General features: G+C 37.3%; 16 protein-coding genes, 17 tRNA genes and 1 pseudogene. 31 read left to right on the top strand and 3 right to left on the bottom strand.

What is annotated here, in order from left to right; genetic code table 11:
- Positions 1–9: 9 nt before the first annotated feature.
- The 3 genes and pseudogenes from M3600_RS23910 (at position 10) to M3600_RS23900 (ending at position 3,059) form a co-directional block, all read left to right on the top strand.
- Positions 10–420, top strand: coding sequence for a DUF1801 domain-containing protein (locus tag M3600_RS23910; protein WP_251647818.1), 411 nt, complete (start codon positions 10–12; stop codon positions 418–420).
- 196 nt (positions 421–616) lie between these two features.
- A pseudogene (locus M3600_RS23905) lies at positions 617–1,693 on the top strand (helix-turn-helix domain-containing protein).
- Positions 1,694–2,426: 733 nt separating this feature from the next.
- The gene (locus tag M3600_RS23900) at positions 2,427–3,059 is read left to right on the top strand and encodes a trimeric intracellular cation channel family protein (protein WP_233318041.1); all 633 of its coding nucleotides are present in this window, start codon (positions 2,427–2,429) and stop codon (positions 3,057–3,059) included.
- A 410-nt stretch (positions 3,060–3,469) separates the two neighbouring features.
- Here M3600_RS23900 and pdxR (M3600_RS23895) read toward each other — a convergent pair whose 3' ends face one another.
- Positions 3,470–4,867 carry a MocR-like pyridoxine biosynthesis transcription factor PdxR gene (pdxR, locus tag M3600_RS23895; RefSeq protein WP_251647817.1) on the bottom strand — a complete coding sequence of 466 codons (1,398 nt, stop codon included), beginning with the start codon at positions 4,865–4,867 and terminating at the stop codon, positions 3,470–3,472.
- Positions 4,868–5,006: 139 nt separating this feature from the next.
- On the opposite strand from pdxR (M3600_RS23895), the gene M3600_RS23890 reads away from it, so the two are divergent.
- The 26 genes from M3600_RS23890 to M3600_RS23765 all read left to right on the top strand — a co-directional run bounded on the left by M3600_RS23890 (position 5,007) and on the right by M3600_RS23765 (position 15,491).
- A complete protein-coding gene (locus M3600_RS23890; protein WP_233318035.1) occupies positions 5,007–5,534 on the top strand; it encodes an ECF transporter S component in 528 nt (175 codons plus the stop codon).
- 267 nt (positions 5,535–5,801) lie between these two features.
- Positions 5,802–5,876: transfer RNA gene (locus M3600_RS23885), tRNA-Glu, on the top strand.
- Between the two features lie 6 nt (positions 5,877–5,882).
- Positions 5,883–5,958: transfer RNA gene (locus M3600_RS23880), tRNA-Val, on the top strand.
- A 7-nt stretch (positions 5,959–5,965) separates the two neighbouring features.
- Positions 5,966–6,041: transfer RNA gene (locus M3600_RS23875), tRNA-Thr, on the top strand.
- Between the two features lie 16 nt (positions 6,042–6,057).
- A tRNA-Lys gene (locus M3600_RS23870) sits at positions 6,058–6,133 on the top strand.
- A gap of 5 nt (positions 6,134–6,138) precedes the next feature.
- Positions 6,139–6,223: transfer RNA gene (locus M3600_RS23865), tRNA-Leu, on the top strand.
- Positions 6,224–6,241: 18 nt separating this feature from the next.
- Positions 6,242–6,316: transfer RNA gene (locus M3600_RS23860), tRNA-Gly, on the top strand.
- Positions 6,317–6,331: 15 nt separating this feature from the next.
- A tRNA-Leu gene (locus tag M3600_RS23855) sits at positions 6,332–6,420 on the top strand.
- 18 nt (positions 6,421–6,438) lie between these two features.
- Positions 6,439–6,515: transfer RNA gene (locus tag M3600_RS23850), tRNA-Arg, on the top strand.
- 3 nt (positions 6,516–6,518) lie between these two features.
- Positions 6,519–6,595 (top strand) — tRNA-Pro (locus M3600_RS23845).
- A gap of 19 nt (positions 6,596–6,614) precedes the next feature.
- Positions 6,615–6,690, top strand: a tRNA-Ala gene (locus M3600_RS23840).
- Between the two features lie 4 nt (positions 6,691–6,694).
- Positions 6,695–6,787 (top strand) — tRNA-Ser (locus tag M3600_RS23835).
- Positions 6,788–6,809: 22 nt separating this feature from the next.
- Positions 6,810–6,883 (top strand) — tRNA-Met (locus M3600_RS23830).
- Between the two features lie 3 nt (positions 6,884–6,886).
- Positions 6,887–6,963 (top strand) — tRNA-Asp (locus M3600_RS23825).
- 3 nt (positions 6,964–6,966) lie between these two features.
- Positions 6,967–7,040 (top strand) — tRNA-Trp (locus tag M3600_RS23820).
- 80 nt (positions 7,041–7,120) lie between these two features.
- Positions 7,121–7,194: transfer RNA gene (locus tag M3600_RS23815), tRNA-Gly, on the top strand.
- Between the two features lie 4 nt (positions 7,195–7,198).
- Positions 7,199–7,275: transfer RNA gene (locus M3600_RS23810), tRNA-Ile, on the top strand.
- Between the two features lie 20 nt (positions 7,276–7,295).
- Positions 7,296–7,370 (top strand) — tRNA-Asn (locus M3600_RS23805).
- A gap of 543 nt (positions 7,371–7,913) precedes the next feature.
- Positions 7,914–9,656 carry a sensor histidine kinase gene (locus tag M3600_RS23800; protein ID WP_251647815.1) on the top strand — a complete coding sequence of 581 codons (1,743 nt, stop codon included), beginning with the start codon at positions 7,914–7,916 and terminating at the stop codon, positions 9,654–9,656.
- 77 nt (positions 9,657–9,733) lie between these two features.
- Positions 9,734–10,405: a response regulator transcription factor gene (locus M3600_RS23795; RefSeq protein WP_251647813.1), complete on the top strand. Its 672-nt coding sequence runs from the start codon at positions 9,734–9,736 to the stop codon at positions 10,403–10,405.
- A 17-nt stretch (positions 10,406–10,422) separates the two neighbouring features.
- Positions 10,423–10,569 carry a teichoic acid D-Ala incorporation-associated protein DltX gene (locus tag M3600_RS23790; RefSeq protein ID WP_233318026.1) on the top strand — a complete coding sequence of 49 codons (147 nt, stop codon included), beginning with the start codon at positions 10,423–10,425 and terminating at the stop codon, positions 10,567–10,569.
- 17 nt (positions 10,570–10,586) lie between these two features.
- Positions 10,587–12,089: a D-alanine--poly(phosphoribitol) ligase subunit DltA gene (gene dltA, locus M3600_RS23785; protein WP_251647811.1), complete on the top strand. Its 1,503-nt coding sequence runs from the start codon at positions 10,587–10,589 to the stop codon at positions 12,087–12,089.
- Positions 12,086–13,243 (top strand): D-alanyl-lipoteichoic acid biosynthesis protein DltB, encoded by a 1,158-nt coding sequence (dltB, locus tag M3600_RS23780; RefSeq protein WP_251647809.1) that lies wholly within the window; start codon positions 12,086–12,088, stop codon positions 13,241–13,243. Before dltA ends, dltB begins: the two co-directional genes overlap by 4 nt.
- Before the next feature lie 14 nt (positions 13,244–13,257).
- Complete coding sequence (dltC, locus tag M3600_RS23775) at positions 13,258–13,494, top strand: D-alanine--poly(phosphoribitol) ligase subunit DltC (protein ID WP_237943517.1); 237 nt, start codon at positions 13,258–13,260, stop codon at positions 13,492–13,494.
- On the top strand, positions 13,494–14,654 hold the full coding sequence (gene dltD, locus M3600_RS23770; RefSeq protein ID WP_251647807.1) for a D-alanyl-lipoteichoic acid biosynthesis protein DltD: 1,161 nt from the start codon (positions 13,494–13,496) through the stop codon (positions 14,652–14,654). Before dltC ends, dltD begins: the two co-directional genes overlap by 1 nt.
- Before the next feature lie 195 nt (positions 14,655–14,849).
- Positions 14,850–15,491, top strand: a complete 642-nt coding sequence (locus tag M3600_RS23765) for a CPBP family intramembrane glutamic endopeptidase (protein ID WP_251647805.1) — start codon at positions 14,850–14,852, stop codon at positions 15,489–15,491.
- A gap of 204 nt (positions 15,492–15,695) precedes the next feature.
- Here M3600_RS23765 and pdxR (M3600_RS23760) read toward each other — a convergent pair whose 3' ends face one another.
- The gene (pdxR, locus tag M3600_RS23760) at positions 15,696–17,072 is read right to left on the bottom strand and encodes a MocR-like pyridoxine biosynthesis transcription factor PdxR (protein ID WP_251647803.1); all 1,377 of its coding nucleotides are present in this window, start codon (positions 17,070–17,072) and stop codon (positions 15,696–15,698) included.
- A gap of 184 nt (positions 17,073–17,256) precedes the next feature.
- Between pdxR (M3600_RS23760) and M3600_RS23755 the strand changes: the two genes are divergently transcribed.
- Positions 17,257–18,126, top strand: a complete 870-nt coding sequence (locus M3600_RS23755; protein ID WP_251647802.1) for a dihydrodipicolinate synthase family protein — start codon at positions 17,257–17,259, stop codon at positions 18,124–18,126.
- 337 nt (positions 18,127–18,463) lie between these two features.
- Here M3600_RS23755 and M3600_RS23750 read toward each other — a convergent pair whose 3' ends face one another.
- Positions 18,464–19,867 (bottom strand): MFS transporter, encoded by a 1,404-nt coding sequence (locus tag M3600_RS23750; RefSeq protein WP_251647800.1) that lies wholly within the window; start codon positions 19,865–19,867, stop codon positions 18,464–18,466.
- 939 nt (positions 19,868–20,806) lie between these two features.
- Between M3600_RS23750 and M3600_RS23745 the strand changes: the two genes are divergently transcribed.
- The gene (locus tag M3600_RS23745; protein WP_251647798.1) at positions 20,807–21,217 is read left to right on the top strand and encodes an SRPBCC family protein; all 411 of its coding nucleotides are present in this window, start codon (positions 20,807–20,809) and stop codon (positions 21,215–21,217) included.
- Positions 21,218–21,301 lie beyond the last annotated feature (84 nt).

The following is a 21,301-nucleotide window of genomic DNA, read 5'->3' as shown; positions in this document are numbered from 1 at the left end:
AACCCAGATATGTATGAACCGAAGATGAAAGAAACGGACAACAGTGTCATTGGTTTTATAGAAGGTGTGGAAAATGAGAAAAAGAAGGCAGATGCCTATCAGTTATTAAAAATTTTTGAAGAGGTAACTGGCTATGATGCAAAAATGTGGGGTCCAAGTATTATAGGCTTTGGCAGCTATCATTATAAGTATGCATCAGGACATGAAGGAGATGCGCCTTTAGTCGGTTTTTCTCCAAGGAAGGCAAAAATTAGTCTTTATTTGGCCTATGAAAGTGATGAAAGGGAAAAATTATTAGAAAGCTTTGGTAAACACACGAAGAGTAAGGCTTGTATTTATGTGAATAAATTAGCTGATATTGATACAAATGTGTTAAAGGAACTAATTAAATATACATTAGAAACATATCAGAACGACTAAAGTTATTGCCATAGTTCCAGGCTTTATGCCCTATTAACTTTTTATAATAGAAGGAATGTATAAATTAAGCGATTTATATAAAAAGAGGTATAATACAAGCTTTTTTACGTAAAAAGGATAGGAGATAAGATGAACACAAGAAATATCAAAAAATAGAAATTAATACCTCTTATTATGTATATAGGAGTGAGACAATATGAATGAACAGGTACAGCTTATGTTTGATTGGATTGAAGCTAATTTAAAAAATCAATTTTCCTTAGATGAACTTTCAAATTATATGGGATATTCCCCTTACTATTGTTCATTTAAATTTCACCAGATAACTGGAATAAGTATAAGATGTTATATTCTTCTTAGAAGATTGTATTTATCTACGGAAGACCTGGCGGAAAATTAAAAAATTATCGATGTTACAATGGATTATGATTACTCTTCACAAGAAGTGTATAGCAGAGCATTTAAAACTATTTTTGGTATCAATCCTAGAGAATACCAGATTAACAAGTTTCCTGTTCAATCAGTTGTTAAACTCACTCTTGATAAAAATGGGGAGTGGTTTAATATGAATATTTCTAAAAAAATGGAGGTTGAAAAGCTACTGCATGAGCAGAGTGATCTCTTTGATAAAGATGTAATACATATATTGAATGGGCAAGTTATGTATGAGGAGTTTAAAGATAACAAACTAATGGGAAATGCTGATTATGCTCCATTTAATGAAGCAATTTGTATGAACGAAACTACTGAACGTATTTTTGAGAAAGAGTTTATATATACTCGCGCTACTGGCCATCATGAACTAGTAGAAGGATATATGGAAAAAGTTATAGTTCCTTTAGTTAATCTTTTTAATAAAGAGTATAAATGTATCGTATTGTGGTTTGGAGAAGACATGTTTTGCCAAATGAATCTGCTAACTATACTTTCGTATCTGGAGCAGTCAGGCTACAAGGGAAAAGTGTTCTTAAATAGTTTCAGAGAGGATGAGTTTAAAGTTAATCAAACGGAAATTAAATTAGGTTGTTATTATTCGGTATATAAAGAAGTGTTGGTTAATCATACTAAACCATCTCATGAACTAGTCCCTGTTATGTATCAAGCAATAAACATGTATTTAGAAATGCTAAGAGAAGATAATGAGGTGGTGAAATTTATCAAAAAAAATAAAGATATATCAACAAATGAACTAATCCAGAAGTTGTTTAATCTTTTCCCAACAATAGGTTACGGAGATACACAATATAAAGAGATAATTAGTAAAATTAGATGAGGCTCAGTAGCAATAACACAATCCCAATATTGTGAACTAATTCTATATTTTTAAGGGGCTTTCTCTATTAAAAGGAAAGTCCCTTTATTTGTTTCATTTTCTTTTAGACAAAATGACTAACCTTTAATTGTAATAGACAATAATATATAGTTTTCTACATTAATTGTATTCTTTGCCATGTTATCTAGATGCCACGAGGGAAATGTCCAATAGAGCTCAAGATTCTTAATTGCTGCCAATAGGAACGCTCCCTAAAAATCAATGGACATGTTACCAAGAAGGGGTACCTATACAGCCAATAAGAAAGTGTTTAAATTTGGTGGTGAATACGTCTAACCCTTCGATATATAAGGGATCAGGCGTATTTTTATTATATTCAATTTTCATTCAAATAAGGATTAACGAGTTAACGCTCATTTACTGCGTGTTCAAAAGGTATAATAGTTTGATTATTTCCCTGTCTTTTCGCCACGGGCAAGTATTCTAGGAACACGATTGTACTGAAAAGATAACCTTTTTTGTTGAAGGAAATGTAATGCGAAAAGACAATCTAGGATGGTTGCTTCAAAGCGAAATAATAATTAAAGATAAATGTTTGATTGGCTTAGGTAGAGAGTTTAAGAGATTTATAATGGCCCAATGAACAAAAAATAAATTTAGGTTGTATAAATGCATAGTCAGAATTTATAATTATATGGGTTATTAAAGAAATAAAGATAGGAGCAAAAGAGTTATGTCCTGGGACATTTGGAATTATCTCGGCACTATCGCATTTGCGATTAGTGGGGCGCTTATTGCCTCGGAAGAAGATTATGACCTGATCGGATACTATGCATTAGGCTTTATAACTGCTTTTGGAGGCGGAGCTATACGGAATTTATTGATAGGGGTGCCAGTTTCGGCATTATGGGAACAAAACACATTATTTCTACTAACATTCCTATTGATTACGGTCATATATTTTATACCTATTCAAAAAATTGTTAGTTGGAAGCATTGGTATTATTCATTTGGTCTAACAGATGCGGTTGGATTAGTGGCTTTCGCCATTCAAGGTGCTCTTTACGCGAAAAATTCAGGATTACCTGCAAGTGCTAGTATTGCTTCTGCTTTATTAACCGGTGTAGGTGGAGGTATCATTCGAGATGCCTTAGCGAAAAGACAGCCATTTGTTTTTAAATATGAACTATATGCTTTTTGGACTATCATTACGGGGGCTTTAATAGGTCTTAATTTTATTAATGGGACTATCGAAACTTACGTATTATTTATAGTAATTGTTGTCTTAAGGATGTTGTCTTTAAAATATAAATGGCATATTCCAAGGCCAAAAAGACAAGCATCTAATACTGAAAAAGCAATTTAATCATAGTGAAATTTTCTTCGAGCAGGGCACACCAGATAAAAAAGAAGTCTGGGATAAGCATTGTTGCAGGAACTTTTTATTGAAATAACTCCTAGTGAGTGGCTGTTTTATTTAAACAGGAATAACAGTGAAGATTTGTGAAATGAATGATTTAGTTTTATAAGGTTTAAATCATGCTGCCGCAACGGTAGCTTTTTTTTATGTGAAAAAAGGGTTATTAAAAAGATCGAATTGATAAAATCGCTCCGTCAAAAATTAAAGCCTCGAAAAAGACTTTTGAACACCCAAAAGGGGGATTTGTTATCTCAGAACTACAGTTAGGAAGAGGGTAACTAAATAAAAAAACTGTCAAAACCACATAGTCATAAAAATACCGGAAAGCTCTTCCGGCATTTTATGACTGCCTCTAATTATTTTGCTATTCCCCAACACTGCATTAATTGGTGAATACCGTCCTCGATTTTTTCTAGTGGTATACCGCCAAATCCTAACAAAAATGTTGGATACTTATATTCTATTGGTTTTAACAGATAATCAGTTACCGGGTAAATGGCGATGGAGCTTTCTGCCGCAGTTGTTTTTAACTCCTTTTCACTTTTCTGCAGGGGAAGGGAAATTAAAATATGCATCCCAGCCTGATCTCCGGTGATAATGACTTCAGGATAATCTGTTTTAAAGATATAGGTCAGTTTATCAAGCTTTTTATGGTAAATTTTCCGCATACGGTTTAGGTGTTTTGAAAAATAACCGTCTTTCATGAAGCTGGCTACTATATGCTGGTCAAATCTCGGAACTGTTGCTGAATAATAACTGAAAGTTTCTTTATATTTTTTTAGCAATGTTGAAGGCAAAACAAAATAAGCCACTCGTAATGAAGGCATTAATGACTTGGTAAACGTACTCAGATAAATCACCTTATCGTTTTTGTCCATTCCTTGCAATGCGGGAATCGGTTTTCCAGTGTAACGAAATTCACTGTCGTAATCATCTTCAATGATGTAGCGATTTTCAACTTTTGCTGCCCAATGCAATAACTGTGTTCTTCTCGTGGCGGAAAGAACTGCACCTGTCGGAAATTGGTGCGAAGGTGTGATGTAAACCACATTTGCGTTTGTTTTTTTTAGTTCATCTACAATTAATCCATCTTCATCAACTGGAATCGGAATTGCTTTGTTTTGCAGATGAATTCTTGGGATTGCTGAATAGCCAGGATTTTCGAGGGCGAAGTTTGAATCATTTTCAAGCAGCCTTAAAATCATAGGAAGAAGTTGTTCCGTTCCAGAACCAATCACTATTTGCTCCGGTTTACACACAATCCCCCTTGATTGATAAAGATATTTTGCTATTTCAGTCCGTAACGCGTATTCTCCTTGGGGTTCTCCAATCTGCAGCAGCTCCTTGGAAGGAAGATCATATAGATTTTTTGCATATTTTCTCCACTGTGAAAAAGGAAAGGAATCTGTATCAATTTTTCCTGGGTGAAAGTCAAACTGGATAATTTTTTCCTCAGTATCCTCCACTGGCAGCTCGACCTGCTCTGTTCCGATATAAGGTAATTCATTAATATCCTCTACAAAAAAACCAACCCGCGGTTTTGAGACAATAAAGCCCTCTGCAATCAGCTGAGCATATGCAACTTCTACGGTTGTTTGACTGATATTTAAAAATTCGGCCAACTTTTTTTTAGATGGCAGCTTCGTTCCAACTTCAATTTGTTGGCTCAAAATGGCGGTTTTAATTCCAATATAAAGCTGTTCATACAAGGGTTTTGTTGCATGTTTATTCAATTCAAACATAAGCATATCCATTCAAGAATCCTCCTCTCTGACCATGTTATATTTTAAAAAAGTGGCACTTTTTATATTGTCAGATTTCATTATACTAGTAATCATTAAAGAAGTGGAGATTCTTTTGAACACACACTCCGAAATAACGAGGGGGATTTACATGTTTACGACAGAACATAATAAAACGAGAACTCTGGTTCTTAATGCACTTTTTATTACCTTAACTTTCCTAGCTACTATGTTTATCAACATTAGGCTGCCACTGATGGGTAACGGGGGCCTCATTCATTTAGGTAACGTGCCGCTTTTGATTGCTGCCTTTGTATTTGGTAAAAAATCAGGCGCAATAGTGGGAGCCTTCGGAATGGCTCTGTTCGATATTGTTTCAGGCTGGACATTATGGGCTCCGTTTACATTTGTTATCGTTGGTGCAATGGGATATGTAGCTGGCCTTATTGCTGAAAAGATGCCTGGCAAAAAGGTATACGTACACGTACTGGCAGTGGCTGTTGCCCTGATTATCAAAGTTGTCGGCTACTATTTTACAGAAGTTATCCTTTATAGCAACTGGATTCAGCCGTTCGGCTCTATCCCAGGTAACATCATGCAGCTCGTTATTGCCGGTATCATCGTCGTGCCTCTAGCAAATGGGTTTAAGCAAAGAATTGGGCGTTCTAAATCAATCTAGTTTTGATGACCGGCTCTGTCCGGTCTTTTTGTTCGAATACTTTTGTAGCGTGAAGTTTTTAATGAAGCGGGAGTTACCTTAATATCAGTAAAAGTGGTGGCTAAGATCCAATTTAAAATGTCTAATCCACATGGAGGGTTAGCCACTTATATAAATTTATTTAAAAAAAATATAAAAAATATGTTGACGAATATAATATAGTTTTTATATAATAACTTTTGTCGCCAAATAAGAAGTTTAATTGGCTACTAGAATTAATGGTAAACTGGCCCATTGGTCAAGCGGTTAAGACACCGCCCTTTCACGGCGGTAACACGGGTTCGAATCCCGTATGGGTCACCAATATTCGGAGGATTAGCTCAGCTGGGAGAGCATCTGCCTTACAAGCAGAGGGTCGGCGGTTCGATCCCGTCATCCTCCACCATATAAATGCCGATGTAGCTCAATTGGTAGAGCAACTGACTTGTAATCAGTAGGTTGGGGGTTCAAGTCCTCTCGTCGGCACCATCTTTTAAAATGAGATGAGTCATTAGCTCAGTTGGTAGAGCATCTGACTTTTAATCAGAGGGTCGCAGGTTCGAATCCTGCATGACTCACCATTTACGCGGGTGTGGCGGAATTGGCAGACGCACTAGACTTAGGATCTAGCGCCGCAAGGCGTGGGGGTTCGACTCCCTTCACCCGCACCATTTAATTTCATACTCTAAGCGGAAGTAGTTCAGTGGTAGAACACCACCTTGCCAAGGTGGGGGTCGCGAGTTCGAACCTCGTCTTCCGCTCCAATTTTTAAAAACAATGCCGGGGTGGCGGAACTGGCAGACGCACAGGACTTAAAATCCTGCGGTAGGTGACTACCGTACCGGTTCGATTCCGGTCCTCGGCACCATTGTTTTTCGAAAATTTAGCGCCCGTAGCTCAATTGGATAGAGCGTCTGACTACGGATCAGAAGGTTATGGGTTCGACTCCTTTCGGGCGCGCCATATCGGGAAGTAGCTCAGCTTGGTAGAGCACTTGGTTTGGGACCAAGGGGTCGCAGGTTCGAATCCTGTCTTCCCGACCATTAATATCCCAAAAATAACGGGGCCTTAGCTCAGCTGGGAGAGCGCCTGCCTTGCACGCAGGAGGTCAGCGGTTCGATCCCGCTAGGCTCCACCAATACGGAGGAATACCCAAGTCCGGCTGAAGGGATCGGTCTTGAAAACCGACAGGCGGGTCAAACCGCGCAGGGGTTCGAATCCCCTTTCCTCCTCCATTAGTTAAATAAATAATATTATCGCGGGGTGGAGCAGTCTGGTAGCTCGTCGGGCTCATAACCCGAAGGTCGCAGGTTCAAATCCTGTCCCCGCAATCTGGTCCGGTAGTTCAGTTGGTTAGAATGCCTGCCTGTCACGCAGGAGGTCGCGGGTTCGAGTCCCGTCCGGACCGCCATTTAGGAGTATAGTTTAAAGGTAGAACAGAGGTCTCCAAAACCTCCGGTGTGGGTTCAATTCCTACTACTCCTGCCAATAATAATATTATGGCAGGTGCTTAACAGTTCGAATGAACCAGTTTAGCCACATCTTAAATCTTTTTTACAACCTATTATGCGGGTGTAGTTTAATGGTAAAACCTCAGCCTTCCAAGCTGATGTCGTGAGTTCGATTCTCATCACCCGCTCCAATATGGGCCTATAGCTCAGCTGGTTAGAGCGCACGCCTGATAAGCGTGAGGTCGATGGTTCGAGTCCATTTAGGCCCACCATATAATACATACTTTTTTGTTCCGCAGTAGCTCAGTGGTAGAGCAATCGGCTGTTAACCGATCGGTCGTAGGTTCGAGTCCTACCTGCGGAGCCATTTTTTTATCTATTTAAAATACTGAATATTCAAACATATTAATATGTACCTATAGTTGTTTTGATAGAACTACGGATTTTTAAGTCAATATAAGTGTTTAAATCCATTAATCGTTATTTGTTAGGCTTATGTCTAGTTAGCTAAACCGAAAATATTCCTTTAATAATATAATAGAGAGGTTTAGTGAGCATTAATCGATGAAAAGATTAATGCTCCTTTTATTGTGGAATTAACTGAAGCATCCTAGTAGAAGAAACGTGAAAAAGGTTAACTTTGTGTAAGGACATTAATCAGTGCAGGCAGGCATCTAATTACTAGATGTTTTTTTATTTTAAATAAGTAGTTGATGTTAACAAGGCTGTCTAGATCATACATCTATTTTGCCAATGATACCTTCATTTCTGATGGAAATGCTCAAGTAAAAAAAGGTTCCACAACTTCAAAAAGATGGTTACTATATGAAGTGGTGTTTGTGGACACACAAAAAACATACGAATAGCTTAAGTTATTAATAAACAGTCGTATGAAATAAAGGAGTAGAACATGAGAAAACGCGGTATTACCGTTAAATTATTTGCTGTAACAGCTTTATTCTTTTTGGTGTTTTACGCCATGATTATGATATTTCAATTGTCATTATTTGATCGTTTCTATCAGCATCATAAAACGAAAGAAGCAGCAAATCGCATACATCAATTAGCAGAAGGTTATGAGGAAAACTCCTGGAGCGAAGCGGAACTGACAAAACAGACTTTATCTTACATGAGGAAGTCCAAAAGTCCGTTGACGATTGTGGACGAAGAAGGTTTTCAGTTAGTTCAGGATCCGTTTAATATTATGCTGGAAACAGGAGATGGAAATGTAGTAGAAGTATCGCTGTCCTTACTAGTCTCGTCTTACGGACAACAGTTACAAGCAATGAATATCAAAGAGGGAGATACATTGATTGTTCGAGGAGAACCAGATGCTAAGGTTCCTACGGTCATTTATCCATCTGTTATTACAAAGAATTCGTCAAGTGCAGGGGAAGATCCAATCGAGAATGAAGTGGCTATTGAAGGAAAGGTAAAAAGCATTTCGCTGCCTAAGGGTGGAATGATTAATAGAGGACTAGGAATACTCTATGATGCGTTGTTGGAATGGTTCCCGCTTGAGGAGGAACAGTTAAAGCAGCTTACTGAAGGGGAAAGTCTGCAGTTGGATTGGGTGGAATCATGGAGTGGAAAACATAATTTAGTACTAATTGAGCCAATTAAGAAAGATGGAGAAATGCAATTTATGTTCTCTGTCACATCTATTCAGGAAATTAAAGATACCAATGAAGCACTTCGAATATTTTATATATATATCGGCATTATTGGCTTTATTCTCATCATTTTGTTGTCGCTATTCTATTCCCGTCTTGTCAGCAGACCATTGATTAAATTGAATGACATGGCAAAAAAAATGGTGCATCTAGACTTCTCATCGGCGAAGCCGATTAAGCAGAAGGATGAGCTTGGGAGCCTTTCAAACAATATGCTTGTTATGGCACAGAATTTAGATGTTGCATTAAATGACTTGAAACAAGCTAATGGAAAGCTAAAGCGTGATATGGAAAGACGTGTGCAGATGGAAAAGGAGCAGCGCGAGTTCTTCGAGCATGCGTCCCATGAACTGAAGACGCCGCTCAGCATTGTCAAAAGCTTCGCTGAGGGGCTGCAGGATGGTGTTAGTCCGGATAAGCATGACCACTATGTAGAAGTGATCATTGAGGAGTCAGAAAAGATGGAAGTGCTTATTAAAGATATGCTCGATTTGGCTAAGTTGGAGAACGGTGCGATTAAACTAAGAAAAACATCTTTTTTGCTTAGTGAAATGATTGAGGTATTGGCCTCTAAATTATTCTGTATTGCACAAGAGAAAAATGTTGTCATTGAAATCATGCCGAAGAATGAACAGCATATTTTGGCGGATTATGAGTGGATGGAACGAGTAATGCAAAATCTTCTTATTAATGCGGTTCGGCACAGTGAGCCTAATTCTGTTATTGTGATTCGAATTGAATTGGATCAGGAAAATGGCGGTTGTGTGTTCAAAATTGAGAATAAAGGCCAGCAAATACCAAGTGAGCATCTGGATAATATTTGGAAAAGGTTCTATAGGACTGAATCTTCGCGAAGCCGAATGACAGGTGGTACAGGCTTAGGGTTGGCGATTGTCCAGCAAATACTTAACTTGCATGGATTTCATTATGGTGCGGAAAACATGCCAGACGGTGTACGTTTCTATGTTCATTTCAAATAATGGTAATAATTTCTTATTAGGACACATGAAAGACATATAACCTTGTTAATATCTATAAATTGGAAGGAAGATTCACGATGGGGAAGAAAGTATTGCTTGTCGAGGATGAAGTGAGAATTCGAGAAGTTGTAGCTGATTATTTCAAAAAGGACGGTTGGGAAGTGTATGAAACGGATAATGGCAGCAGTGCGATAGATTGGTTTGATGCCATTTATCCGGATTTAGTCATTCTCGATATCATGATGCCGCAAATGGATGGATTTGCTGTCACCAAGCAGGTACGAATGAGTTCTGGTGTACCGATTATTCTGCTGACAGCAAAATCCAGTGACGATGATAAAATTCATGGTTTTGAACTTGGGGCTGATGATTATGTTACGAAGCCATTCAGCCCAAAAGTATTAGTAGCACGTGCTAATTCTTTAATGAAACGGGCAAACGAACATTACTTGCCGACTGGTCATATGCTAAGCTTCGGTGAAGCAATCGTTAATACGAAGTCCCATCAGCTTCAGCTCGGGGGCCAACAGGTCGAATTTACGCCAAAAGAATATGAATTATTGGTGTTCTTGCTTCAGCATAAAAATAATGTCCTTTCACGGGAAACAATTTTGAATCACGTATGGGGATTTGACTTCGATGGTGATAGTCGAGTTGTGGATACACATATAAAAAAGCTAAGAGCTAAATTAAGCTTTGAATCACATCATATCCGGACTGTTATTGGAACCGGCTATAAATTTGAATAAAAGAAAGGAGAGAGAAGATGAATAAGCTTAAACAGCTGTATATGCACACTGGCGTCCGGTTTGCTTTACATACTTGTTTTTATTTGGCTATCCTCGTTACCTTATTTTTGATGTACGGCTTCCATACGGCCAATACTGGCAACTATATTTATAATGATTTCTAAATGGAGAAGATAATAAAATGAAACTTTTAACTCGTATTGCACAGCATGCGGAAAGAAAACCGGAGCATATTGCATATCGTACAGAGGATCAGGTGCTGACCTATGGAATGCTTTGGGACAAATCGAGGAGACTAGCAAGCTTATTACATGCCATTCAGCTCGAGCGGCAGACGCCAATTGTTGTGTATGGACATATGGCAACTGATATGCCGGTAGCGTTCCTTTCCTGTGTGCAGGCTGGATACCCTTATATACCGGTAGATACATCCATTCCAATGGAACGGGTGCGTCTTATCGTCGAAAAATCTGGTGCTGGATTAGTAATTAATACAACAGATAGCAAGCTGGATTTTGATAGTGTTGCAGTTTTACATATGCTAAACCTGGAATTGGAACAAGAAGAGCTTATTGGCGATGAGTACTGGGTCCATCTTGAAGAAGTTTTTTACACCATTTATACTTCCGGCAGTACAGGAAATCCGAAAGGTGTTCAAATAACTGCAGCAAATCTGCAATCTTTTACCGATTGGATGACAGGTGACTTTCCATTAGATGAAGGAAAAGTATTCTTGAATCAGGCGCCTTTTTCATTCGATTTGTCTGTGATGGACTTTTATCCAGCGTTACAGAGCGGAGGCTCCATTCATGCGCTAGAGAAAGATGTAAGCAATAAGCCGAAGCTTTTGTTTGAGAACTTGAGCCGCTCTGCCTTGCAAGTGTGGACATCGACACCATCCTTCGTGCAAATGTGTTTTCCAAATCCAGATTTTAATGACAAGATGCTTCGAGAGCTTGAAGTATTTCTTTTCTGTGGAGAAGTACTGCCGCTAGCTGTGGCCAAGGAGCTGAAAGCACGTTTCCCAAAAGCAAGGATTTTTAATACCTATGGGCCAACAGAAGCAACAGTGGCTGTGACGTCTATCGAGATTACAGAAGAATTGCTTGAGAAAGAGAAGGCTCTGCCAGTTGGCTACCCAAAATCTGATATGCGTATTTTCGTTGTGGATGAATTGGATAATCCGTTGCCAGAAGGGGAAAAAGGGGAGCTAATTCTTGCTGGGCCAAGTGTGTCAAAAGGCTATCTAGGTGAGCCGCTACTGACAGAAAATGCATTCGGCATGATTAACGGAATGAATGCCTATCGTACCGGAGATGCCGGCATTATTCAAGACGGGTTGGTGTACTGCCAAGGCAGAATGGATTTTCAGATCAAGCTTCATGGCTACCGGATGGAGCTGGAAGAGATTGAGTTCCACCTTAATCAGTCTGATTTTATTAAGGCTGCGATTATTATTCCTTATGCACCAAACGAAGAAATTGAATACTTGATTGCGGCAGTTGTGCCGGCGGACCATGATTTTGATAAGGAATACAAACTGACAGCTGCAATCCGCAAAGATCTTGCTCTGCGCTTGCCAGCATATATGATTCCGCGTAAGTTCTCGTATCATACTTCTATTCCAATGACTATAAATGGAAAAGCAGACCGCAAGAAAATGAAGGAAGAGGTATTCGCATGACCCCGTATAGCTCGTTCCTTTTCTTTATTATTCTAGGTATCTTGCTTCTGCCGACAATGATACTCGGCATAATGGGCAAGCGCCTGCGTTATTATAATGTTTTTGTCTCAATTGTTGTATTGGCTATTATATTTTCAGGAGGGAACGCGGGCTTTTTCTCATTAGTAGTCTTCACCATCCTTCAAGTTATATTGGTCAAAGGCTATATTTCGTATCGACAGACAAAGAATAGCAGCCTCGTATTCTATGTAATAAGTTTTCTATCCATCCTGCCTTTAATTTTATCCAAGATTTTACCGATTTTGGCAGTGGATAATTGGGCTAGTTTTCTAGGTATCTCTTATCTGACATTCCGAGCTGTCCAAATTATTATTGAAACAAGAGATGGTTTGATTAAGCAGCAGCTCTCGATTTTTAAGCTTGTTAATTTTATGCTGTTTTACCCGACAATTTCCTCGGGTCCTATTGACCGCTTCCGCAGATTCCAGAAGGATGAAGAAAAGCGCTGGAAACCGGAGGAGTACAAAGAGCTGCTATATAAAGGGATCAACAAAATCTTCCTTGGGTTTTTGTATAAATTTATAATCGGCTATTGCATTAATACGTACTTCATTATGAATCTAGATTATATAGCAGATGGTAAGTTTTCATATCACCTGTTGTACATGTACAGCTATAGCTTGTACCTATTCTTCGACTTTGCCGGCTATACGGCATTTGCAGTCGGAGTCAGTTATATAATGGGTATCCGGTCACCGGAGAACTTTAATAAACCATTTATCAGCCGCAACATCAAGGATTTCTGGAACCGATGGCATATGTCACTGTCGTTCTGGTTCCGTGATTATGTGTTCATGCGCTTTGTCTTCCTCATAAGGAAGAAAAAATGGATACAAAAAAAAATGCTCGTTTCGAATTTAGGTTATATCCTGCTGTTCCTGCTGATGGGAGCATGGCATGGATTAGAAATTCAGTACATCATTTATGGAGCATATCATGCCATGATGATGACCGGATTTAATTTCTTCGAGACTTGGAATAAAAAACATAAACGCTGGCCAACAGGAAAAGCAATGACAATGGTGTCTATCATCATCACTTTCCATGTCGTTTGCTTCGGTTTTTATCTGTTTTCCGGCAAACCATTTCAATAAAAGGGGATATATAAATGAATTTTAAAGAAGAAGTACTACAAGTTATTGCAGAAGTTTGTCAAGATGATGTTGTGAAAGAAGAGCTTGATTTGGATTTATTCGATTCAGGACTAATTGATTCTTTTGGAACAGTAGAATTACTAGTTAAATTCCAGGATCAGCTTGATATAAATGTACCAATTACGGAGTTCGACCGAGATACATGGAATACACCAAATGCTATCGTTGACCGTCTGAATGAGTTGAAATAATGAAGAAAAAGTATTTGTTTGGACCAATCATTCTTGCATTGGTCCTGTTTGCCGGGGTTGTATTCTTACCCGTATCATGGCTGGCTAAGTTAGTTCCTGCTGATCGCTTGGAGGAATCGGCTATCAGTCTGGAGCCAAATATGTTTCAAGGAACCTATTTACAAAGTGAAATGCTCAAACATTCAAAGTATGTTCCGATTTATGGTTCTTCAGAATTATCGCGCTGGGATCCATTCCATCCATCAAATTATTTTGAAACGAACGCAGCTCCCTTCACACCTTATTTAGTAGGAAAAGGCGGAATGACCTCTATTATTCACGACTTAAACTTTGCAACCCATGCCGCTCGATTGAAGAACAAGCAAATGGTCATCATCGTATCACCGCAATGGTTTGTAAAGCATGGTACAGACGAGCAGCATTTTGCACCAAATTATTCCTCCGTGCAAGCATACGAGCTTCCTTTCAATAAGGAAGTGAACGAGCAGGTGAAACGAAAATTGATGCAACGCCTGATGACGTATAATGCAGTCAAGAATGATACCATTCTTTATCAGCTTTATGACGCTTATCTGAATGATAAAAAGATTAAGTTTAATATCTTATCAGTTCCTGCAAAGACCTATCTTTCCGTACTGAAGAAAAAGGATTTGTACTTCACACTTCTGAATGATTCAACCACTAATAGGCATCAATCAGATGAAGTCAAGGACAAGACATGGGAAGAATTGCAAACACAAGCTGATACTTATGGAGAAGAACGAACACAGCAGTCCGAATTTTATATTGATGACAAAGTATATAATCATAAGAAGCACTCCATCAAGGAAATGAAAGGAAAGAATAAAGGCCGTTCCTACGCAGAATCACCGGAATACGATGATTTCCAGCTGATGCTTGATATACTCAAGCAATCTGGCGCCGAACCGCTTTTTATCATTATCCCGGTTAATGGCGCTTACTATGATTACACAGGCTTTCCCGAAAAAGGCCGGCAAGACTATTACACTCGTATAAAGACACAAATAAATGATAGCGGATTTACTTACGCCGATTACTCTGACTATGAATACGAACCTTATTTTATGCGTGACACGATTCATATCGGCTGGAAAGGCTGGGTATATTTAGATGAGGATATGCAGAAATTCCTTGAATAGCAGGAAGGGACGATTCACCTAATGGTGAGTCGTTTTTTTGCTATGGTCAGTCGCACTTCCTAGTCCAATAGGTTTACATTATTGTCTGTAAAAGCAGCAGACGCAACAAAAATTATTGTAGTAGACATTCTGAGGAAGAACGTTTGACTGACTTCAGACGGTACTAATGTGTTTACAATGGATAGAAGTGTTATTATGGATGGTCGACCGTGGTTAGATGTATTTTCCTATGCACTTGGTTATGGGGCTGCTTTAATTTCATTGCTTTTATTATGGAAATTCTTAAACAAAAAGAAAATACAAGATTTGGGTTTTGGTTTATTCCTAATAAATATAATATTTGGTCTACTATTAGGAGCAATATCTATTGCAATCATTTTCTTTATCCTGTTATTTACTGATAATATTGAATTAATCAACACACTTTCCAACCCAAACTTTTCAACTTATTCTATTACTTACTTAATCTTTTTTATTTTGGTTGGTTTGTTTGAAGAACTTGTATTCAGAGGCTATATCATGTCTACCCTTGCAGATAGAGGTCGTCGAAAGGTAACCATTTATATGGTGTCAGCCCTGATTTTTGGAATTGCACATTTGGCTAATCAAAATGTAACTCTACTAGGCATTTTCAATATCTTCCTAGTAGGAATACTATTTGCTTACATGTATGACAAAACACAGAGTTTGTGGACACCAATAGGCTATCATATTACATGGAACTATTTTCAGGGAAATGTTTTCGGCTTTCCTGTTAGTGGAACAACGCCATATGGTGTATATACAATAGATGTGAGTAGTGGAAATGATTTATTAACAGGAGGTTCTTTTGGGTAAGAAGGAGGGCTTTTAGCTACTCTAATGATCATCTTTGGGTTTATTTGTACTTATTTATTTTCTGGTAAAAGGAAGCAAACTTCTATTAGATTGTAGTGTGGGGGAAGGGATAAAGCTAAGTTCAAGCAGAAAATGAGCATTAATCCTTCATAGATTAAGATGCCATGTAGTTGTTAGTAATTTACTAACGACTACATGGTATTTTTATGACCAAGCTTCTTTTAAAAGATGAACCCCTAATTGAATTTCTTCACATGTTAGGTTGCTAAAGCCAAGCTTTATAGTGGGCTCATTCATGTGATTTTCTAGCGTATATATGGAGGTAGGATACACTACTACTCCATATAATGAAGCGCGATTGATTAACCATTCTTCAGTAGAGTTAAGATGGAGTTTAACGAGCACAAATAATCCAGACTGTTCTCCAATTATCGTTATAGTTTGTTTGAAATGACTCTTTAATTCTGAAACGATATAATTCATTTTTTGCTTATAAACAAGACGCATTCGTTTAAGATGGCGATTCCATTCACCATCTTTCATAAATTTAGCCATTGCAAGCTGATTATGAAGCGAAGCAGGGCTTTCAAAAAGGTAAAATTGCTTTTTATACTGGTTTATTAATGAATCTGGAAGAACCATATAACTTATACGTATTCCAGGAAGAAATGACTTCGAAAAGTTCCCAAAGTAAATGACTCTTGTTGAATCAATGGAAGCTAATGCTGGGAATGGTTGCTGTGTATAACGGAATTCACTATCATAATCATCTTCAATAATATATCCCTGTCTGACACTGGCCCAATTTATAAGCTTTAACCTTTCTTGTATGGACATACTAACGCCTATTGGACTTTGGTGAGAGGGTGTTACATAAATCAGTCTTGATTCCTTCTGATTTAGTGTAGAAAAATCTGTACCTGTTTCACAAACAGGTACCGTTTCCAATGTAAAATCATGAAACTTCAAAGCTTCTCTAGCACCAACATATCCTGGATCTTCAACAATAAAGCTAGAGAAATTTTCCCTCAGAAGCTTCCCTAAATTAATTAACATAGGCTGAGTGCCACTGCTGATTATGATATTATTTGCATTTGTTTTGAGTCCACGAGATTGAAATAAATAGGCTACAATTTGTTCACGTAAGCATTCTTCACCAAAAGGGTCTCCATATTGATAACTATGGTGCATAGTTAGAACTTGATTGGTCACTCTTCTCCAAGTTTTCAATGGGAAATGCTGTTGATCTACGGTTCCTGCTCGGAAATCAATGCGGGCATTTTTTAATTCTTTTTTTTCATTTTTAGTTGGCATTTTTACACTTTGATATAAAAGCGGATCTAATTCGTTTACAAAATAGCCTTTACGTCCATCACTACGAATATAACCTTCTGCCAAAAGTTGTTCATAGGCATTAAGTGTAGTATTTCTGCTTACCGAAAGGGAGTCTGCAAGTTGACGAATAGATGGCAGCTGTTCGTTAACGGAGATATTTCCATTCTCAATATATAATTTAAACTGTTCGTAAATTTGTTTGTATTTCGGTGCGTCGTCATTAAGAGCAAAAATAGTATTTTTCATTAAATGCCACCCTTGACATGTTTATTTGTTCATAATTGTACCTTTTTTTATGTCAGATTACATTATAGAATTTTTCTGAAGCCATCTATAAAACTTAATATTTCCCAATGATGAAGCAGGTATAAAGAATTTGATTCTAAGTGGCACAAGTGGTGAAGAAAATAAAATATAAGGAGAACTTGAAATGAAAAATCCTTTTCTTGAATTCAGTGTTGCGATGGTAACACCGTTTACTTATGATGGAAAGCTAAATTTAGACGGTATACCGCCATTAATTGATTACTATAAAAAGAATAATGTTCCCTCCTTGCTGATTAGTGGATCTACAGGAGAGCAACATTCTATGACTATTGAAGAACGTATTACTTTATTTCATAAAGTAAAAGAAGCAGCGAAAAATGAAGTTCTACTTTATGGAGGAGTTGCAGCAGTTCAAACGAAAGATGCGATTTCACTGGCTATTGCAGCAAAAGAAGCTGGTTTAAATGGAATTATGTTAGGTTTCCCTCCATACCTCCGAATTAATCAAGAGGAAGCCTTTCATTATGTAGCAAAGGTTTGTTCCCATACTTCTTTACCAATTATGCTATATAATAACCCTCCAAGAACTGGTTTTAATTTAAATATAGAAACATTATTTAGATTAGTTAAACAGTTTCCTCAGATTATTGCATTAAAGGAAGCGGGTGATCGAGCTACAGTAAAGGAAGTAAAAGAAAAACTCGGTTCTACATTTATTGTATTAACTGGATCAGACCAAACTATATTAGAAGATACTGAACTTGGTTTTAATGGTATTTCTAGTGTGTTAGGAAATGTATTTCCTAACGAAATACATGAGATAGTTAAACAAATAAAGTCTGGTAAGATTAATGTTGCAAAGGAGCTACTCTCTAAACTGTCTTCTTATATGAAGACTATTACAGAGATTGGAGCACTTCGAGCCATTAAGTATATATTAGATAAGCAAAATGTATCTGCAGGTATTTGTCGGGAACCCATTTCTACTTTAAACAAAGAGGAGCAAATAATTATTGATGGTTTTCTTAAATAGTTATGAAAAGAAGCGGTCGTTGAAGAAGTATAAACAAGTATCATTAAATTTATATTGGGAAATGCGTAAATAAACCTTGGTGTGTAAAGGATTAGACGTATTTTTTCAATTTCAACTTAAGAAGGATAAACACTTATATTGGAGTTAACACTTTTATAGTTAATGTGTAATTTATTTCAATTAATACTAAAAAAAGCACCAGCAAGTATGCTGATGCTTTAATCTATTGAGAACTCTATACATATAAATACGTTCTCTTTCAACCTTTGATGTAATAATAAGCTAAAAAAGTGTCAGTCGAACCTTGTCTAATTGGTGAATGTTAATAAAGCTTGCTTTATTCTTGTTCCGTCCGCCACCATAGTGCATCCTCAGGATTCTCAACAACTTCTTTAAATTCAGATTTCGTCGCAACTGTTGGATAAGATCCTTTTAAGGATTTTCCTGTAGTACTCTTAAATAAGAATAGTATTACAAAGAATCCGACAAGGCTTACGATTGTTAAATACCAGGCAGGCGCTAAGTTATTGCCTGTTTGGTGAACAAGCCAGGTGGAAACTAATGGTGTAGTACCTCCAAATATGGAAACAGAGACATTAAATGTTACAGATAATGTTCGGTAGCGTATATCGGTATAAAACATTGCTGGCAATGAACCGGGCATGGAGCCTTCATACGTTGCAAGCAGTACGCCCAGAATAAGGATACCTAACGAAATAAATAGTAAGCCATTCAGATTCACGAAATAAAAAGCTAGTACAGATAAGAGTGATAGTCCGCCTAAACCAATTAAGAAGACATTTTTATTACCAATGTTATCACTTAACTTACCGAATAGTAATGTGAGTGGCACCATGATGACCATCACAAGTGTAATTAAAATAGTACCGGTCGTGCTTGATAAACCAATTATCTCGTTTAAATAGGAAGGCATGTAGGATAGTAGCATATAATTTGTCACATTAAAGAAGGCTACAGATATGAAACAGACTATTATATCTTTTTTATGATTTCTTAGAATAGAGAAGAAGCCTTCTTCTGTTTGTTCTTCAGCTTGAGTAGAAGAAATTTCATTTTCAAAAATAGGTGATTCCTCTAAGGTTTTTCTCAGGTACATTCCAATAAGTCCTAGCGGTAAACCAAGCAAGAATGGGATTCTCCATCCCCATGTGGCCATCTGTTCATCAGATAATGCGACAAAAAGTATGCTTGCTACGAGGGAAGCCAATATATACCCAGTTAGGGTACCAATTTCTAATCCACTTCCGAGGATGCTGCGCTTATTGTCAGGAGATGATTCAGCAATATAGACCATTGCACCAGCATATTCGCCTCCAGTTGAAAAGCCTTGAATAATTCTTGCGACTAATAACAGGATGGGAGCCCATATACCAATTTGATCATAAGTAGGTAATAAACCGATCAATAAGGTCGAAAAGGCCATTAAAATAATGGTTGTAGTTAAGACGACTTTTCTTCCTGCTTTATCACCAATTTTACCGAAGATAATACCGCCTAATGGACGCATTAAAAAGGCAATGGCGAAAGTCGCGAAAGTAAATACTAATTTTAACTCGTCATTTTGTACTGCACTAAAAAAGTTCTGGCTAATAATAACAGCTAAGTAGGAATATAAACCAAAATCAAACCATTCCATTGCATTTCCAACCCCAGTTGCAAACACACTTTTCTTTGCCGTTTGGATATCTACGATGTTAATCTTCTTCTTGTTAAACTTCATTTTTTCAACTCCGTAGTCTGTGGTTATACAAAGACAACAAATAAGTTAAACGAATGCTACTTATCATGCTGCTTACATGTATCATATTGTGCACAAAAGCATCTGCGGCATACTAAAAGTAAAAGATTCGAGCAGTGCCAAATTCTTCAGGTTAAAATTAATAATGAGAGTAAGTCAATCAAAAAAGGGGAATAGTTGTTCCCTCCACGTATTGAGTCCTTAAGTGTTCACTTTCAATCGTTCTCCTTATAAAACCTTTGATTTTATCGCATACTAATTACCCGAAGGAATCTAATGTTATAGGCAATGAAGTAAGTATAATCTGATGAAAAAACTTAGTAAGGTGTGCTTATAATGCAATTCAGATAGGGTTAACTATTTTGAGTTTTAAAGTAGCAATAAGAAGAACGATTATATAATTTACATCGGAGAAAATTGATGATATCAAAAGAGGAAAGAAAGTGGAGAAATAATAACCATAATAATCAGGGAGAACAGATATATGTTGCTATTAATACGATGGTTTACACTGGATAGACACAAGGAATTTAATAAATGATTTTGGTTGAACTATTACTTTCTCTTCACCTTTAAATAAGAAGGCTGGCAAACTTCCTACTACTTCTATACCTGTTTTACTAATGGGAATTCCAGTTTCTTTTGGTAAACACCTAACAGAAGATACTAGCCTTAAATTAACTGGATAGCCTTTCTTTATGTGATAAATTCCATAAAGAATAGTATTAAGTAACATAAAAGTCGTTTGAAAACGGAAGTGCTGTTCATTTCATTAAACAGCTGGGTTGTGGAGAATGTAAATAATTGGGGAAGTGGAAGTAGGAAAGCTATGTGTCATTATAGATGAAAGTTTATGATTTTTATGTAATAATTAAACTGTAGAGATGTAAAGTTACATACATAGGGAAGGTGGGGGTCATAATGGCAACAGGAACTCATACTGTAGTAGTTCCAGTAGATGTACAAGCAGTTTGGGATTATGTCAGTGATCTTGAAAAATGGGCAACGACAGTACCAGCCTATAAAGAACATAAAATCATAAATGACAAGCAATCTATTTGGACATTTGAAGGTAGTCTGAAAGGCATTAAAAAAACAATACAAGCACAGGTAGATATTACCGAATGGAATGAACCTTCAAATATTAAATTTGAACTAAAAGGTTTATCAGATAATTTTTCAGGAAGCGGTCTCTTTACTGCAGAAGATATTAATGGTGAAACAATGATGACTTGTACGGTGGAAATCCATGCAGGCGGATTATCTGGTGCAATGTTAACACCAATTATTAAACCAGCTAATAGTTTGTCAATATTTTTCATTAAATACTAAAAATATTTCATGTTATACTAAAAAAGGGTATACCAAATAACCTTCCTACTTCTCATAATTGGAAGGTTTTACGTTATTTAGTTA

The organism is Niallia sp. MER 6 (assembly GCF_023714395.1).
Lineage (GTDB): Bacteria > Bacillota > Bacilli > Bacillales > Cytobacillaceae > Niallia.
Note: the sequence above shows the minus strand (reverse complement) of the source record. Positions and strands in the feature narration are given on the sequence as shown.